The organism is Streptomyces sp. NPDC047042 (genome assembly GCF_040644035.1).
Classification (GTDB): domain Bacteria; phylum Actinomycetota; class Actinomycetes; order Streptomycetales; family Streptomycetaceae; genus Streptomyces.
This window is the reverse complement of the sequence record NZ_JBEYVP010000040.1, coordinates 77,885-93,007: the sequence shown is the minus strand read 5'-3', so window position 1 is coordinate 93,007 and position 15,123 is coordinate 77,885. Positions and strand designations below refer to the sequence as shown.

Annotated in this window: 14 protein-coding genes and 1 pseudogene; 5 read left to right on the top strand and 10 right to left on the bottom strand. The window is 69.8% G+C overall.

Annotation, left to right across the window (positions count from 1 at the left end; translation table 11 throughout):
* Positions 1-252: 252 nt before the first annotated feature.
* A complete protein-coding gene (locus tag ABZ855_RS37380) occupies positions 253-2,757 on the top strand; it encodes a SpoIIE family protein phosphatase (protein ID WP_360814624.1) in 2,505 nt (834 codons plus the stop codon).
* Between the two features lie 25 nt (positions 2,758-2,782).
* Here ABZ855_RS37380 and ABZ855_RS37375 read toward each other — a convergent pair.
* From ABZ855_RS37375 to ABZ855_RS37365, 3 genes and pseudogenes are all read right to left on the bottom strand, one after another.
* A pseudogene (locus tag ABZ855_RS37375) lies at positions 2,783-2,893 on the bottom strand (DoxX family protein); the annotation flags it as partial.
* 449 nt (positions 2,894-3,342) lie between these two features.
* A complete protein-coding gene (locus tag ABZ855_RS37370; RefSeq protein ID WP_360814622.1) occupies positions 3,343-4,494 on the bottom strand; it encodes an ABC transporter substrate-binding protein in 1,152 nt (383 codons plus the stop codon).
* A 119-nt stretch (positions 4,495-4,613) separates the two neighbouring features.
* Positions 4,614-4,994, bottom strand: a complete 381-nt coding sequence (locus ABZ855_RS37365; RefSeq protein ID WP_360814620.1) for a nuclear transport factor 2 family protein — start codon at positions 4,992-4,994, stop codon at positions 4,614-4,616.
* 207 nt (positions 4,995-5,201) lie between these two features.
* Between ABZ855_RS37365 and ABZ855_RS37360 the strand changes: the two genes are divergently transcribed.
* On the top strand, positions 5,202-5,639 hold the full coding sequence (locus ABZ855_RS37360) for a MarR family transcriptional regulator (RefSeq protein WP_360814618.1): 438 nt from the start codon (positions 5,202-5,204) through the stop codon (positions 5,637-5,639).
* Positions 5,640-5,706: 67 nt separating this feature from the next.
* Here the strand turns inward: ABZ855_RS37360 and ABZ855_RS37355 are convergent, their stop codons facing one another.
* The 5 genes from ABZ855_RS37355 to ABZ855_RS37335 form a co-directional block, all read right to left on the bottom strand.
* Positions 5,707-6,258 (bottom strand): transposase, encoded by a 552-nt coding sequence (locus tag ABZ855_RS37355; RefSeq protein WP_360814616.1) that lies wholly within the window; start codon positions 6,256-6,258, stop codon positions 5,707-5,709.
* Positions 6,259-6,361: 103 nt separating this feature from the next.
* Entirely contained in the window at positions 6,362-7,030 is a 669-nt protein-coding gene (locus ABZ855_RS37350; protein WP_360814614.1) for an NAD(P)H-binding protein, read from the bottom strand.
* Positions 7,027-7,860, bottom strand: coding sequence for an NAD(P)H-binding protein (locus ABZ855_RS37345; protein ID WP_360814612.1), 834 nt, complete (start codon positions 7,858-7,860; stop codon positions 7,027-7,029). The genes ABZ855_RS37350 and ABZ855_RS37345 overlap by 4 nt, the downstream gene beginning before the upstream one ends.
* 173 nt (positions 7,861-8,033) lie before the next feature.
* The gene (locus ABZ855_RS37340) at positions 8,034-9,230 is read right to left on the bottom strand and encodes an FAD-dependent oxidoreductase (RefSeq protein WP_360814610.1); all 1,197 of its coding nucleotides are present in this window, start codon (positions 9,228-9,230) and stop codon (positions 8,034-8,036) included.
* 76 nt (positions 9,231-9,306) lie between these two features.
* Positions 9,307-9,753 carry a nuclear transport factor 2 family protein gene (locus ABZ855_RS37335; RefSeq protein ID WP_360814608.1) on the bottom strand — a complete coding sequence of 149 codons (447 nt, stop codon included), beginning with the start codon at positions 9,751-9,753 and terminating at the stop codon, positions 9,307-9,309.
* A gap of 162 nt (positions 9,754-9,915) precedes the next feature.
* Between ABZ855_RS37335 and ABZ855_RS37330 the strand changes: the two genes are divergently transcribed.
* Entirely contained in the window at positions 9,916-10,806 is an 891-nt protein-coding gene (locus ABZ855_RS37330; RefSeq protein WP_360814606.1) for a LysR family transcriptional regulator, read from the top strand.
* Between the two features lie 534 nt (positions 10,807-11,340).
* Here the strand turns inward: ABZ855_RS37330 and ABZ855_RS37325 are convergent.
* Positions 11,341-11,985, bottom strand: coding sequence for a hypothetical protein (locus ABZ855_RS37325; protein WP_360814604.1), 645 nt, complete (start codon positions 11,983-11,985; stop codon positions 11,341-11,343).
* Between the two features lie 123 nt (positions 11,986-12,108).
* A complete protein-coding gene (locus tag ABZ855_RS37320; RefSeq protein ID WP_360814655.1) occupies positions 12,109-12,405 on the bottom strand; it encodes an AMP-binding protein in 297 nt (98 codons plus the stop codon).
* A 482-nt stretch (positions 12,406-12,887) separates the two neighbouring features.
* Here ABZ855_RS37320 and ABZ855_RS37315 point away from each other — a divergent pair, with 482 nt between their 5' ends.
* Positions 12,888-13,754, top strand: a complete 867-nt coding sequence (locus ABZ855_RS37315; protein WP_360814602.1) for an alpha/beta hydrolase — start codon at positions 12,888-12,890, stop codon at positions 13,752-13,754.
* A gap of 33 nt (positions 13,755-13,787) precedes the next feature.
* Positions 13,788-14,597, top strand: a complete 810-nt coding sequence (locus ABZ855_RS37310; protein ID WP_360814600.1) for a strictosidine synthase — start codon at positions 13,788-13,790, stop codon at positions 14,595-14,597.
* Positions 14,598-15,123 lie beyond the last annotated feature (526 nt).

Below are 15,123 nucleotides of genomic sequence, written 5' to 3'. Positions count from 1 at the left end.
TTCTCGGCCGGTCCGTGCCCGACCTGGCAGGCCAACGCTTCGGCCGCACGGCCCCGGCATCCCTGAGGACAGGGGCGGGCCGGACGGCGCTGACACGATTGAGGTGCAAGGCACCGGCCTGCGCCGTCGCTCCTGCCGCCTGCGCACCCGAACGCTCTGGTCGGAGCGCCCTGGATCGGAGGTGGTTCTACCCTGGAGACAGCCGCTGGAGACCCGCCCTGGGGGGACCGCTGTCCAGACGGAGCGTGCTATATGGAAATGGCCGACGACCGTGATGCTCCCACCGCAGCCGTGGTGGTGGACGCGGACGGCAGAGTGAGCGGCTGGAGCGAGGGCGGGCGTCTGCTGCTGGGCTGGACGTCCGAGGAGGTCCTGGGTCGGCCGGTCACCGACCTGCTTGCGGATCCTCCGGCACCCGGCTCGGAGCCACGACCGACCGGCTCGGCGCCGTCACCCGCCGGCTCCCCCGGAAGCAACGGTATCGGGGCCGACGGGACAAGGCTCGTGGCACTGCGGCACCGGGACGGTTTCACGTTGGACGCGGTAGTGACCACGCATCCCCTGGTCGGCCTCGACGGAGGCGTGCGGAGCCGGGTGGTGACCGTGCAGCGCTGGGACCGGCGCCCGGTGATCGCCGACCGGGCCTTCGAGCAGTGCCCCTTCGCCCTGGGCGCCTACGACCCCGAGCTGCGCTTCCTGTGGATGAACGCCTCCGCAGGCCGGGTGATCGCGCACTCCGAGGAGCAGGTGCTCGGCAGGAAGTACCGCGACGTGCTGCCCGAGTTCGACCGCTCTCTGTTTCCCGAGAGGGACGACAAGCCCTACACCGACCAGCTCGCCGAAGTGGCCAGGACGGGCGAACCCGCGCGCCTGATCACCGTCTTCCGTCCGCTGGGCAGCAACTACGCCAACGCCTGGGCCACCAGTATCTGGCCCGTCCGGGACGCCGAGGGCACGGTACGTGCGGTCGCCAACTGGGGCTTCGACATGAGCGCCGAGTACTGGGCCCGACAGCGCCTGCTCCTCCTCAACGAGGCCAGCAGCGGCATCGGCCGCACCCTCGACGTCATCGGCACCGCCCAGGAGCTGGCGAAAACCCCCGTCCCCGGCTTCACGGACCTCGTCACCGTCGATCTCTTCGACGAAGTGCTGCGCGGCGACGAACCGCCCTCCCCGTCGGGGATCGAACGCGGCGCGTCCCTCACGCTCAGCCGTGCCGCCCGGCACAGCACCACGGAGGGCACCGAACGGTCGACCGGGCCCACGATGCCGGTCGCGCATGCCGCCACTTCCGTGGCCGCCACTTGCATGGCCACCGGAAGGTCCACCGTCGAACTCGCCGCCGACCCCGGCGTGGGCAGCGAATGGGCCTTCGGCCCGGGACTCGCCGCCGACCCGGCCCACTGGCCGCCGGGAAACCCGGTGATCGACAAGTCGATCACCGCGGAAGGACTGACCGGCCGCATCACCGTCCCGCTGCGGGCCCGCGGCGCGCTGCTGGGCGTCGTCACCTTTTCCCGTACCGAGCGGCCCGAGGCCTTCACCGCCGACGACCTGATCCTCGCCGAGGAACTCACCGCCAAAGCGGCCGTCGCCATCGACAACGCCCGCCGGTATTCACGCGAACGCGCCACCGCGCTGACCCTGCAACGCGCCCTGCTGCCCCAGCGGTTGCCCCAGCAGGACGCCGTCGAGGTGGCCTCGCGCTACCTGCCCGCCGACACCGACGCGGAGGTGGGGGGCGACTGGTTCGACGTCATCCCGCTGTCCGGCGCCCGGGTCGCGCTGATCGTCGGCGACGTCGTCGGTCACGGTCTGCACGCGTCGGCCAGCATGGGCAGGCTTCGCACGGCGGTGCGCACGCTCGCCGATGTCGACCTGCCGCCGGACGAGTTGCTGACCCACCTGGACGACTTGGTCCTCCACCTCGCCAGTGACCTCCAGCCCAGCAGCCACTTCCAGACGACCGGCGAGACCGGGGCGACCTGCCTATACACCGTCTACGACCCGGTCTCGCGCCGCCTGACCCTGGCCAGCGCCGGCCATCCGCTGCCGTTGGTGATCGCCCCGGACGGCACCAGTACCCCGGTGGCCGCGCAGCCCGGACCACCGCTCGGGACCGGTGGTCTGCCGTTCGAGTCGAGCGAGCTCGAACTGCCCGAAGGCAGTCTGCTCGCGCTCTACACCGACGGGCTGGTGGAAAGCCGCGAGCGCGACGTCGACCGAGGCATCGCCGAACTGCTGGGAGTACTGGACCACACGGCGTCCTCGCTGGACGCCCTGTGCGACACAGTGATGGAGGCCATGCTCCCCGGAAACCGCACCGACGACGCTGCCGTGCTGCTCGCGCGCACCCGCGCCCTGGATCCCCAACACGTCGCCGACTGGGACGTCGAGCCGGACTTCACTCAGGTGTCGCGCGCCCGGCAGTTCGCTCTCGACCAACTGGTGGCCTGGGGCCTGGAGGAGACGGCCTTCGTCACCGAACTCGTGGTCAGCGAGCTGGTCACCAACGCCATCAGATACGGTGAGCCCCCGATCAGGCTCCGGCTCATTCGCGACACCGCCCTGATCTGCGAGGTTTCGGACGCCAGCAACACCGCACCGCACCTGCGCCGGGCGCGCGCCTTCGACGAGGGCGGACGGGGCCTGCTGCTCGTCGCCCAGCTCACCCAGGGGTGGGGCACCCGGCACACCTCGCAGGGCAAGACCATCTGGTGCGCGCAGTCCCTGGCGAATGATGTCACTGGGACATGAACGCCGCTCGTGAGCGCGGCCACGACAGGTGCGCGCTGATGGCGCTCAGGAGGTCCAGCACGAGAGCCCAGGCCGCGAGCGTTCCCAGCACGGGCACGGCGAGCTCGGCCGGCAGGCCCGCGGTACCCGCAGCGAGACGCACGCGCCTCCTCCGCTCTGCGACCCAGCCGTCACGATGCAGCAGGGGCAACCGTACGCACGCTGAGAGGCGTGCAGCGGCAGGCCCTGCGTGCGATCTGCCCCGGTACCGATACGGGTCATCGGGCTGAGCACGGACCTCGGCCGGCCATTGCCGGCCGGTTCCGGCATCAACCGCTGGTACGAGGTGGAGGGCGCCGACTGTCTTCCTGGACAACACGGCCTACTGCGCTCAGCGTTCCCCGCGCCTCCGGGAGGAGTGCCTGGCGATCGTCGGGTCGGCGAAGCGGTTGCGGTGGCTGGTGCGGTGGTGCCGCCGGTCGGCCTACCGACGACGATCCGCGGCGAACTCACCAGACAGATCATGGAACCGCACCGGAGCCGGGCAGTGCCGGGCCGCCGGCCCGTCGTGCGGGGAGTGCGGGGCCGGGCGGCACCGGTCGGCGGTCAGGCTCCCGGGTGCAGGCCGAGCCAGCCCGGTGAGGGGTCGCCCTTCACCTCACCGAAGTACAGGGCGAAGGTCTGCTTCCAGCGCTCGATCGCCGCGCGGTCGGCCATGAAGCGCGGGAAGCCGTCGAGGTTGCCGTTGGGGTACTCCCAGACGGGCTTCAGCCCGGTCGGCGGGGTGACATCGGTGCGGACCGACCAGCCGTTGGTGGCGGCCTTCTGCTGTTCGACGGAGAGCCGCCAGTTCAGGTACAGCTTGGCGGCGGTGGGGTTCTTGGCCTGGTTGAGGATCGCGGCCCGCTGTCCCCAGGACATGAACGGCGCCTTCTCGGGCAGCACCCACTTGACCGGCCCGGTGGACAGCGGCGCGCCGGAGCCGCCGATGCCGATGGCCTTCTGGCCGCTGGTGACAGCCGCGCTCGGGGTGTAGCTGCCGCGGGCGAACTGAAGGTCCTGGGTGGCCAGTCGAGCGAGCCAGTCCCAGCCGTACTTCTCCACGTAGAGGGTGTAGAGGTAGAGGACCGCGTCGTCGTCGTGCGGGTAGGAGGAGGCGATCTTCCCCTTCCAGCGGGCGTCGGCCAGGTCGAGCGGACCACTGGGGATGTCGGAGCCGACCGCGGCGGGACCGTACATGTAGCTGAAGGCACTGACCTGGACGGCGACCCACGCGCCGTGCGGGTCCTTGAAGGGAGCGTAGAGCTTGGAGAAACCGGCCGGCTTGTAGGCCAGCAGGCGGCCCTGCTCCTTCCAGCGCACGAAGTCCTGCACGGTCTGGAGCTGTACGACGTCGGGTATCAGGGTGTCGGTCGCGAACTGGTTGTCGACGCGGACGTCGTGGAATTTGCTGTAGTCGACGACCACCCTCAGGTCGATGTCCGGGAAGCGGCTCTTGAAGCCGTTGCGGATCCCGTCCGCCTGGCTGGAGACATCGCCGCCGGCGTAGATCACGAGCTTGCCGCCCTCCGCGAGGGCTGCCTGATAGAGCTCGTCAAGAGTCCGGTTCTCCTCGGCGCCGCCCTTTGCCACGCGGCCCGCAGAGGCTTGGCCGGTGGCGGCCTGAGTGGGGGTGACGGAGGCAGCGGCGACACCGAGACCGAGAGCGGCGCCCGCTCCGGTGGCAAGCAGGCGGCGTCGGCTGGGAAGGCTGGTCATGGTGGGGGTGAGCCTCTCTGTCTGTTCTGTTCTGTTGTCTGTGTGGTGCGCTGGACCACGGCAGCGGAGCAGCACGGCACCCGGATACGGCACGGGTGCCGTGATGTGCTGCTGTGGGGTCAGAACATGGTGTTGTCGTTGGCGCTCTTCTCGGGCACCTGCTGGATCACGTCCCAGTGCTCGACGATCTTTCCGTCGGCGACGCGCCAGAAGTCCGCAACGGCCATGCCCCGGTCGCCGGGCTTAAGGTGCAGGTTGCTGTGGGTGACCACGAAGTCCCCTTCGGCGATCACGCGCTTGATGTCCAGGCGCAGGTCGGGGAACTGCCCGCGCAGCCAGTGCACATAGCCGACGAAGGCACCCGGGCCGTCCTGCGCCTCGGGGTTGTGCTGGGTGTAGCTCTCGCCGAGGTGTGCGGTGGCGGCCGCCTCGGGCTGGTAGTCGTTGAAGGCCTGCTCGTAGAAGGCGGTCACGAGTGCCTTGTTGTCCGCAGCGGACATGTCTGTCTCCTGCCTCGCGGTGGGTGGGGTACGACTCAGTCGTTCATGGCCTCGCGGACGAGTGCCGTGTCGACGAACGTCCCATGGGGGGACTCCACATCCGTGGGGGACACGGCGAAGTATCTGCCGACGCAGACAATATATCTGCTGCAGCAGATATTGCAACGGCAGATTCTTCCGTTCATGTCCTTCTGTCATCCTTGAGGAGTGAACGAGCAACTGCTGAACGACGACGACGTGACGCTCTTCGGTCTCTTCGTGGAGGCCTACAGCCGTATCAAGCCCCGGGTGAACCGCGATCTCGACATACCCCAGACCTGGTTCGAAGTGCTGCTGCGACTGGGCCGCACCCCCGGCCACCAGCTCCGCATGACGGACCTGGCAGAGGCCGTGTCCTTCAGCTCGGGCGGCTTCACCCGGCTCGCAGACCGCATGGAAAAGGAAGGACTCATCCGCCGAGCCCCCGATCCTGCCGACCGACGAGCCGCACTCGCCGTACTGACCGACAAGGGCGGTCAGGCGCTCGACCAAGCACTGACCTCCCACGTTTCCCACCTGCGCAACCATGTCGCCGGACCACTCTCAGCCGAGGATCGCCGCCACCTCGAGCGCATCCTGCGCACGCTCCGCGACGCGAACGCGTAAGTGCCCGTCCTCGATCCGGATCACCATCGCGGACTTCGGACGCCGCCAGAGCCTGCCTCGACGGCCATCACGTAGCCGATTCCGACCCGCTCCGGGCGCGCGTAACTGCGGGTCCTGGCCGTGGGCTTCGTCGCCGGTCACCCACGATGCGGTCACTCCGGCGTCCAACGCGGCGACGGTCATCTCCTCGACCAGGCGGGGCTTGGTCACGAAGGGTAGGTTCGAGCACCCCGGCAGCGTGGCGGCTCTCGGGATCGGAGAACCAGGATCGCTCGGGCGGGTAGAGCCGTCGGTCGATCGGTGTGCGTCCCCGCTCAGTGGCGTAGACGAGGAACACGCCGACCTGGGCGTTCTCGATCCGGTCGGCTGCGCCTGTGCACTGGCGTTGCGCCCCCGCCGACGTGCTGTCTCTCTTCACGAAGCCGGTCTCGTCCACGCTGAGAACGCCGTCGTCGCCGAGGTGGCCGACAACGCAGGCGCGGACATCGTCACGGAGGGCGTCAGCATCCCAGCGGGCATAGCGCAGCAGGCGCTGCATCGGCCCTGGCCGGGCGTGACCGGCCTGTTCAGCCAGGTGCCGGCAGTACTTCCGCTCGGTAGCCGACAGCAGTCCCAGCACATAGGCGCGGGCGGTTCACCCGAGGCTCAACTCGGGCGAACCGCCCGGCGATACGAGCCATGACCTGGTCGCGCCCTTCCGTGCCGGGCGTGGCCGGTATTTGTCAGTTCGCGATGCCGACGACCTGCCCGATGGTGTCCGGCTGGTTCACCATGGCGAGCATGTGGTGGGCGACGTCGGCGCGTGAGACGGAGAATCCGCCCCGGACGTTGCGGTTCAACGCGGTCCGGTACCTGGTGGTCAGGGGCTTGTCGGTGAGCTTGGGCGGGCGCGAGACCGTCCAGGCCAGTTCGCTGTCGCGCAGGGCCTGCTCGGTCACGGCGAGGTCGGCGTAGTGCCGGCCGAACATCGCCCGGGTCAACGGGCCGCCCAGGTAACGCATGAAGAAGCCGTCGCCGGGATCGTGCCTGGGTGGTGTCGGTCGGCCAGGCACCGGCACCGGTCCCACGGGTGCGGCGCTGACGATGACGATCCGCCGGACCTGCTCCGCCTGCATCGCCGCGACGATCGCCCGGGTGCCGTGCGAGGTGATGCCCGCGTCCGCGCGCGGGTTGCGCGGGCCGAGCGCGGACAGTACGGCGTCGGAGCCGCGAACCGCCGCGGCGAGCGTCCGCAGGTCGGGCCGGGTCAGGTCGACGGCGACCGCTCGGACAGTGTCCGGCAGCTCACGCGGGCGGCGGGCCACGGCGGTGACCTCATGTCCGCCGGCGACCGCCTGCTCGACCAGGTGCCGTCCGATACCGCCGGTGGCGGCCACGATCGTGAGTTTCATCGAAGTCCTCCTGTGGTGAAGGCGCCGCGGTGGTCCTGCGCCCAGGTGGCGTACGTGCGTGCCGGGCGGCCCAGCAGCCGCCGCACGGTGTCGGTGGTGGGCCCGGCGTCGCGGGCGTAGTCGGCCAGCGAGCCGAGCAGCCGGTCGGGTACCTCCTCGGGCAGGCCGGCGGCGAGCATGCCGCGGCGGATCTCCTCCGGTGCGGTCTCGGCGAACGACAGTGGCCGGCCGAGCGCCGCGCCGAGCGCGGCGACCTTCTCCGGCTGGCTCAGTGACTGCTCCCCGGTGAGCAGATACGTCTGACCGCTGTGCTGCGGGTGGGTCAGGGCGAGGGCGGCCACCGCGGCGATGTCACGCTCGTCGACGGTCGAGGTCCTCGCCTGCGGGTAGGCACCCCGTACGGTCCCGGTCGCCTGGATCTGCCCGGCCCACGCCAGAGTGTTGGCGGCGAAATCGGCGCAGCGCAGGATCGTCCAGTCCAGGCCGCTGCCCTTGGCGATGTCCTCGACCGCGTGGAACTGCTGGCGGAAGCGGGCGTGCCCAGCCGGGTACTGCACCGTCACGGCGGACAGCACGACCACCCTTGCCGCGCCCTTCTCACGGACGCCGGCCAACAGGCCGAAAGCAGCGGATCCGACGGCACGCGGGCTGAGCAGGACGGCCTCCACGCCGTCGACGGCAGGAACATCCGCGGGGTGGACCAGGTGGGTGCCTGCGGGGAATGCGGCGTGGCTGTCGCGGGTGACAGCGGCGACTTTCGCTCCCCCCTCGACCAGGAGGCGGACGGTTTCCCGGCCGACAACGCCGGTGGCTCCGGTGACAAGGATCATGACTGAACCCCTCGTGGGTGTGTCGATAGCCGATCGTGCAAGGGCGGGTGATCGCGGTTCGGATGGCGCAGGGACGTCACGGACGAGCCGTGTGCCAGGGCCATCGGGCATGCGGCCTCACGCTGGGTTGCCGTGCGTGGTTCAGGCGGCCTGTTCGGCGGCGGGCGCGTGGTTCACACCGACTGCTCTGCGGCGGCCGCCGTCTCGCGGTGCTGGGCCCGCAGCAGTCGGCGGCCCTGCTCCCCCTTGGCCCACGTGTGGGAGCCGGGCTTGCGTGCCTCGTCCACCAGCTGCTTGACGGTGAGCCTGCACACGAGTTCCTTCACCTTCGCCCCTGTCCAGCCGCCAATGTGGAGCCGCTTGGCGGTGTCGTCCTTGTGGGCGAACTGGAAAATGCCCGCGCGGCGCCCCAGGCTGATGCACTGGCCGGCGAAGCCAAGGTCGAAAGGTGCGGGCCGCTCGCCCGCGATACGGCTGAGTACCGTGTCGGCGGCGTGTGCGCCCAGCGGGCCCGCGGCCTGGCAGCTCATCCTGAACGGCATGTCCGACGGTGCCGCCGAGTCCCCGGCGGCGACGATCCGCTCGTCGTCGACACTCGTCAGGCTCTCGTCGGCCAGCAGGCGGCCCAGGGCGTCGGTGGAGAGCCCGCTGCGGGCGGCCAGGTCCGGCACACCGAACCCCGCGGTCCAGATGGTGACCGAACTCGCCAGCTCACGCCCGTCGGCCAGGCGCACGGCGTCGCCGCTCACTTCCGTGACCTTCGTACCGGGGCCCTCCAGCACGCTCACCCCGAGGCGGGCCAGCCGCCCGGCCAGCGAGCCGCGGCCCTTGGGGTGCAGGTAGGGCCCCAGCAGCCCGCCGCAGACCAGGGTCACCGTGCGGCCCGCCTCCGCCAGTTCGGCGGCGGTCTCGATGCCGGTCGGACCGGCTCCGACCACCGTCACAGGGGCCGTGGCAGGAGCGGCGTCGAGGACCGACCGCAGTCGCTGCGCCTCCTCGAACGTGGCGACCGGGTAGGCGAATTCGGCAGCTCCGGGCACGCCCGGGTCGGCACTGCCGCTGCCCACCGCGTAGATCAGGTAGTCGTAGCCGAGCGTGTCGCCGCTCGCCAGCTCCACCCCGCGCCCCGCCGCGTCGATCCGGGTCACGGTGTCGACCACCAGCCGGACGCGTTCGCCCAGGACCTTGCGGTAGTCGCTGACGGCCGAGTGCGTCCCGCCCGCCAGCTGGTGCAGGCGGATCCGCTCGACGAAGTCCGGGCGGCTGTTGATCAGTGTCACGGTCACGTCGTCGCGCTGCAGCAGCCGGTTGGCCGCCATGACCCCGGCGTACCCGCCGCCGATCACGACGACTTCGGTGTATTCAGCCATGGTTTCTCTCCTCCGCTTTTCAGGAATTCGCATGCGAGATGTCGAGTCGGCACGCCACGACGGCGTGCGGGACGGATCAGCCGAGGCGCTCGGGCGCCGAGCCGAGGAGCGGCGTCGAGTCCAGGTACCGGACCTCGTAGACGCGCTCGCTGAACTTCCAGCCGTCGGCGGTTCGCTCGTAACGGTCGTGGTACAAGGCGTAGTTCAGGTGCGAGCTGCCGTCGCGCATCCGTCCGAACTCCTGGATGTACGCCCGGCCGGCCGCGGTGTCGCCGTCCAGCCGGACGAAGCCCGGGTGGACGTTCTGCACGAAGAACTCCCAGAGCGACTGGCCCCACTCGATCCCCGCGCCAATCTCCTCGCGGCCGACGAATTCTCTGTCGATGTGCGGCCAGCGCATGGCGCCCTCGGGAGTGAACAGCGAGGCGGCGCGGTCGAATTCACGCATCATCACCGCGTCCGTGAGCTCGGCTCGCAGCGCCTCTATCTCGATGCGATCGGCGATGGCCCGCATGTCGTCCATCGGTTTCCCTCCCCGTCCATGTGTGGGTCAGGCGTGTTCCGCCTGTCCGGTGGTGATGGATCCAGCATTGGGGCGGGCCGTCGGCGGAACAATGTAAGGTTCCTTGGGCTATTCATAATGTGGCGGTTATGCATGGACGTGACGGGGGCGAGCTGAGCAGGCATGGAACTGCGTGACATCGAGATCTTCCTGACCCTGGCCGAGGAGCTGCACTTCGGCCGCACCGCGGAGCGGCTCCACGTGTCCCAGGCCCGCGTCAGCCAGGCCATCGCCAAACAGGAACGGCGCCTCGGCGTCGTCCTGTTCGACCGCACGAGTCGGCGTGTCACCCTGACCCCGGTCGGCCGGCGCCTGCGCGAAGACCTCCAGCAGGCCGTCGACCTCATCCGGGAAGGACTCGCCCGCGCCGAAGCCGCCGGCGCGAAGACCGGGCAGACCCTGCGCCTGGGTGTGTTCGGCCACGCCGGCCACGAACTGCGCCCCCTCATCGACGCCTTCCGCTCCCGCCACCCCGGCAGCGACGTCCAGTTCGGCGAGATCTACGGCAGCAACCCGTTCACCGCGCTGCGCACCGGGGAACACGACGCGCACGTCCTGTGGCTCCCGGTCGCCGAACCCGACCTCACCGTCGGCCCGACCGTGCTGAGCGGAGGCCGCGTGCTCGCCGTGGCGTCAGACCATCCGCTGGCCGAGCGCGGCAGCGCGTCACTGGAAGACCTCGGCGACAACCACGTCGTCGACCTCGGCCCCGACGCCCCCGACTACTGGGTCGCCGCCATGACCCCCACACGCACACCGCTCGGCCGCCGCATCCCCCGCGGACCCGCCGCGCGGACCTTCCACGAGGTTCTCTCCCTGGTCGCCTCCGGACAGTGCGTCCACCCACTCGGCGAGATCGCCGCCCGCTACAACCGTCCCCCCGGCATCGTCTTCCTCCCCCTCCACGACGCCCCCACCATCCACTGGGCCCTCACATGGAGCTCCACCACCGACAACCCCACCCTCCGCGCACTGGCCCAGACCGCCGCCGAATTCGGCCCCATCTCCCTGTAACAACGACGACCAGCAGCCCATCGCCCAACGCAAGCCCACCCGGGAACCGGCCAAAACCAGGCCGAATGGGCGGCAACGCCGTCCACCAACCAACCTGGGAACTCCACTTCTCCCCGTACTTTCCGGCGGCCGCCCTGCGGGATCTCACCTTCGAACCTTCGAACTCGCCGAGGGGCTGCCGACGGCCTGATTGGTGAGCGCCGTGAGAATCGGGCGAACCGGGTTGTTGTCGGCCGCGGTGCCGGCCAGCGCGATGGTGGAGGGGGTGAAGTCGTCAGAATCGACGAGCGCGCCGAGCAGCTTGCCCGCCCGAGCGCAGGTGGCCGACCGGATCGACGTTGGCGCCCCGACAGAGGGCCGCGAACAACAGGGCCAGTCGCCCGCGATGGCGCCGTTGGTTATCCACCACCGGCCTCAGGCCCGCAGTACTTGGAAGGGGTGAAACCGATCCATGATGAACTCCAGTCAGGGGAATCCCCCGGCCCGGGGTCGGCTCCCGTCCCTGATCAGCTGCCTGGAAACAGGAGTAGGCGCTCACACCACCCGCACGAAGTCGAGGAAACGCGTGGCGTAGTCGGCATCGCCGGAGATCCGCAGGTCCCGCCGGCGCCAGTCGGCCCGGTGAGTGGCCCATTCCGGGAAGTCGACGGCCCGTCCGGTGATCGTGGCCGCCGGCTTGTCCGACGGTCCGGTCCTCACCACGCCACCTGGGCCCACGGACCAGATACCACCGCCCGGACCTTCCAGTTCGACCGTCACGGGACGGTCGAACCACTCCGGCCGTGCCGAACGCGACTGATTTCGCAGGACGGCCATCATCCACTCCAGCACCACGGCCATCCGGTTCGCGTCGGTGCCCGGAGCCGGCCGCCCCAGCGCGGGGGCTATGCCGTGGCGCAGATGGGTGTGTTGGTCGCACGTCATCGCGCCGCCGATCATCACCCCACCCCGGAACCAGCCCAGCTCAGCCATCGGCAGACGTGTCCAGTCAAGAGGCACCCGGGCCGCCACGCCCATCACCCGGCTCCACCGTTCGTACTCGGCGAGCGTCTCGGCCACCGGCCGGTCTCGACGCTTGTCGACGAACAGGTCGTTGGTCCGCTCCGGATCCCTCACGCGCATCATGGTGATCACGGAGGGGGTGAAGAAGGAGCGGCAAGTAGCACCGATGTGCGCCACCACATCCTGCACTCCATCCGGTCGCCCGGCTCGGTGCGCTCCACCCCTGGTCGTCCAGTTCTGCGCAGAAGCGCAGCATCTCCGCGCGCTCCGCGCGGAAGGCTTCCGCTCTGTCCGTCGTTTTCATTGGCGATCCTTTCGTCGGCCCTTGAGGGACGCCGCCACGAGAGGCGGGTGCCCCGCGCGTCCCGCGGTGTCGTCCGGAGCCGCCTCGGTGCCGCCGGCACCGGCGATGCGGACCTCCTGCCCGGGGAAGGGAAGTCCCACGGTCCCGGCGCGCCGGGGCCCGGCCAGAGGGTTGACGGTGCAGGCGCAGGAGGTCTCGGACAGCCCGTACCCCTCGATGAGCGGGCACCCGTAGCGTGCCTCGAAGCGGGTCAGCAACTCGGCGGGCGCCAGCGCCGAGCCGCAGATGCAGATGCAGATGCAGCTGGCGAAGCCGCTACAGCTGCCGAAGCATGGACCCCTGCCGGGTCTTGAGTGGTGCAGGACTTTGCTGCCCGGGACTGCGGGCGATCGTCAGGCGTTCGCCATCGCCGACGTGGCGCGCCCGCCGGCGCACACGCTGCGCCCGCCCCATTGCCCGCCGTGACATTCACGGCCGACGGCGTGCGCCACCCCTCGCCCGCTGGGCCGCCACCCAAGCCGATTCGCCTCGCAACGCTTGCGGTCTCCCGATCACACCCATAGCATTACGTTCGTAAGTCAACGGGTCCCGCTCCCGATGACGACGCTCGTGACCAGCGAGTACCCGGCTCGGCAGGGGTGGTCGCGCAGTCCCTCTCCCATCGTGGCGTCTGCGGCAAAGCAGGGCAAGGCATCACCGGCAACCACTGACCCCGCCGCGACCGCGACGGGCGGCCCAGACCCCACCGACACAAAACAAGCAAGGAGCAACCACCATGAGCACCAACGCCAGCCCGAACGAACCCGTCATCACCTCCTACGCGAAGGCCCCGGCCCGCACCATCACCGCCGGCGGGGTCACCTACGCCTACCGCGAGCTGGGACCCAAGGGCGGCATCCCCGTCGTCTTCTTCGTCCACCTCGCCGCGACCCTGGACAACTGGGACCCGCGCATCATCGACCCCATCGCCAGAGGCCGTCATGTCATCGCCTTCGACAACCGCGGTGTCGGGGCATCCACCGGCCAGGTGCCGGACAGTGTCGAGGCGATGGCCGACGACGCCTACACCTTCGTCAAAGCCCTCGGGTACGACAAGATCGACATCTTCTCCTTCTCCCTCGGTGGCATGGTCGCCCAGGCCCTGGTGGTCAAGCACCCCGAGCTCGTCCGCAAGCTCGTCCTCACCGGCACCGGCCCCAAGGGCGGCAAGGACATGGACAAGGTGGTCGCCATCACGTACTGGGACATCCTGCGCGCCACCCTGACCCGGTCCGACCCCAAGGAGTTCCTGTTCTTCAACCGCAACGCCACCGGCAAGCCCGCGGCCCGCGCGTTCGTCAACCGGCTCAAGGAACGCACCGTCGACCGCGACGCGGACATCAAGACCAAGGCGTTCCAGACACAGTTGAAGGCGATCAAGAAGTGGGGGCGCTCCACCCCCGACGACCTGTCGAAGATCACCCAGCCCACGCTGATCGCCAACGGCGACAACGACCGCATGGTGCCCTCGGTCCTGTCGCAGGACCTGCACCAGCGCATCAAGGACAGCGAGCTGATCATCTACCCCGACTCCGGGCACGGCGGCATCTTCCAGTACCACGAGAAGTTCGCCCCGGTCGCAGTCGAGTTCCTCGCGCGCTGACCACCGCCTGACCAGGAAGGAAAGGGCAACACCATGAGCACGTCACCGGCCGTCACACCCCTGGAAGTGAAGAAGCAGCACCTCACCTCCTCGATCCTGCTGTGGGTGCGGACCGATCAGCCCCGCCAGACCGGCATGGACCACTGGAAGGGCCCGCACTCAGGGATCATCTCCGCCACCCCGGGCCTGGAGGAGTACCGGCAGATCCACCTCGCCGAGCACAACCCGGGCCGGTGGCCGACCATCGACGGGGTCCAGACCGCGATCCCCGCCGACCGAAAGATCGACGGCGTCGCGGAAGTCACCTTCCAATCGGCGCTCGCACCCCTGAAAGGGCGCGAACAGACGAAGCTGGCCTACGCCGACGAGATCAACGTGTTCCGCCGCACCCTGCTCTACACCGGCCCGCCGAACTCCTCCCGCTGGTACGACGTCGCAGGCCCGGAAGACAAGGTCGGTGCCCGCGCTCTGATCTACCTGCGCCGCAGAGACGGCATCGGCGCCGGCGCCCTCCGGAAGTTCGTCAACGAGCAGCTCGCTCCCGCGCTCGCCGGCACCGGAGTGCTGAAGGAGCTGCGCACACAGACGTTTCTGCCCTGGCTCGAAAAGCTCTGGGACACCCCGAACGTCGCCCACGACAACCCCCACGACCAGCGCTTCCACGCCTCCCTCATCCTCGGATTCACCGACACCGCAGCACGGGACGCCTTCTTCACCGGCAACGTGATCCAGGACCTGTCCGACCAGCTGGCACCGCTGGTCTCCGCGATCCACGCCTACGACGTCACCGCTGCCCTCACCTACGTCAAGAACGGCGACATCCTCCCGCACTACCAGGAGTGAGCGACAACGCCGGGAGCAGGACCGCCGCACCTTCTCGGTAACCCATCCGCCCCAGTCGTCCCGTCCCACGGCGTCCCGTCGCCGTCCGCCCTCCCTCAAAACAGCTCCGAAACGACTTCCCGGCCTTTGGAGAGTCCTCGACTCCCTGGACCACGCGCTCGAGAAAGTGCAGGCACCCTGGTACTCGCGGCGTTCTGCGGCACCGCCTGGCCAGCTACAGCACCAAACCGCCGAGGCCACGTCGCGGATCGGTCCTACGACGCTGCTGCCGCCGCCGGACCGCCAGTCTCCCGGGATGGTTACTTCGTCCAGCCGGCCCTGCCCGGTCAGCCGCCGTCGCCCGCACAGACGGCGCTGCCTCGGGTGACCAAGGCTGGCCCGGGCCTCGCGCCGACGCCCTCGTGCCCGCCTCCGCTGTCGTTTCACCCCGCCGCCGGCCGAGCCAGCGGGGTGCCCCAGTTCACACGTTGCACGGCGCCAACGACGGAACATCCAGGGGCTGGTGACCGTTCATCTGTATGTGGCT

Bases quoted from the DNA above. Each gene is read 5' to 3' on its own strand.
- ABZ855_RS37310 (WP_360814600.1), top strand. From the start codon at position 13,788: ATGAGCACGTCACCGGCCGTCACACCCCTGGAAGTGAAGAAGCAGCAC.
- ABZ855_RS37330 (WP_360814606.1), top strand. From the start codon at position 9,916: ATGGAACTGCGTGACATCGAGATCTTCCTGACCCTGGCCGAGGAGCTG.
- ABZ855_RS37340 (WP_360814610.1), bottom strand. From the start codon at position 9,230: ATGGCTGAATACACCGAAGTCGTCGTGATCGGCGGCGGGTACGCCGGG.
- ABZ855_RS37315 (WP_360814602.1), top strand. From the start codon at position 12,888: ATGAGCACCAACGCCAGCCCGAACGAACCCGTCATCACCTCCTACGCG.
- ABZ855_RS37335 (WP_360814608.1), bottom strand. From the start codon at position 9,753: ATGGACGACATGCGGGCCATCGCCGATCGCATCGAGATAGAGGCGCTG.
- ABZ855_RS37350 (WP_360814614.1), bottom strand. From the start codon at position 7,030: ATGAAACTCACGATCGTGGCCGCCACCGGCGGTATCGGACGGCACCTG.
- ABZ855_RS37345 (WP_360814612.1), bottom strand. From the start codon at position 7,860: ATGATCCTTGTCACCGGAGCCACCGGCGTTGTCGGCCGGGAAACCGTC.
- ABZ855_RS37370 (WP_360814622.1), bottom strand. From the start codon at position 4,494: ATGACCAGCCTTCCCAGCCGACGCCGCCTGCTTGCCACCGGAGCGGGC.
- ABZ855_RS37365 (WP_360814620.1), bottom strand. From the start codon at position 4,994: ATGTCCGCTGCGGACAACAAGGCACTCGTGACCGCCTTCTACGAGCAG.
- ABZ855_RS37380 (WP_360814624.1), top strand. From the start codon at position 253: ATGGAAATGGCCGACGACCGTGATGCTCCCACCGCAGCCGTGGTGGTG.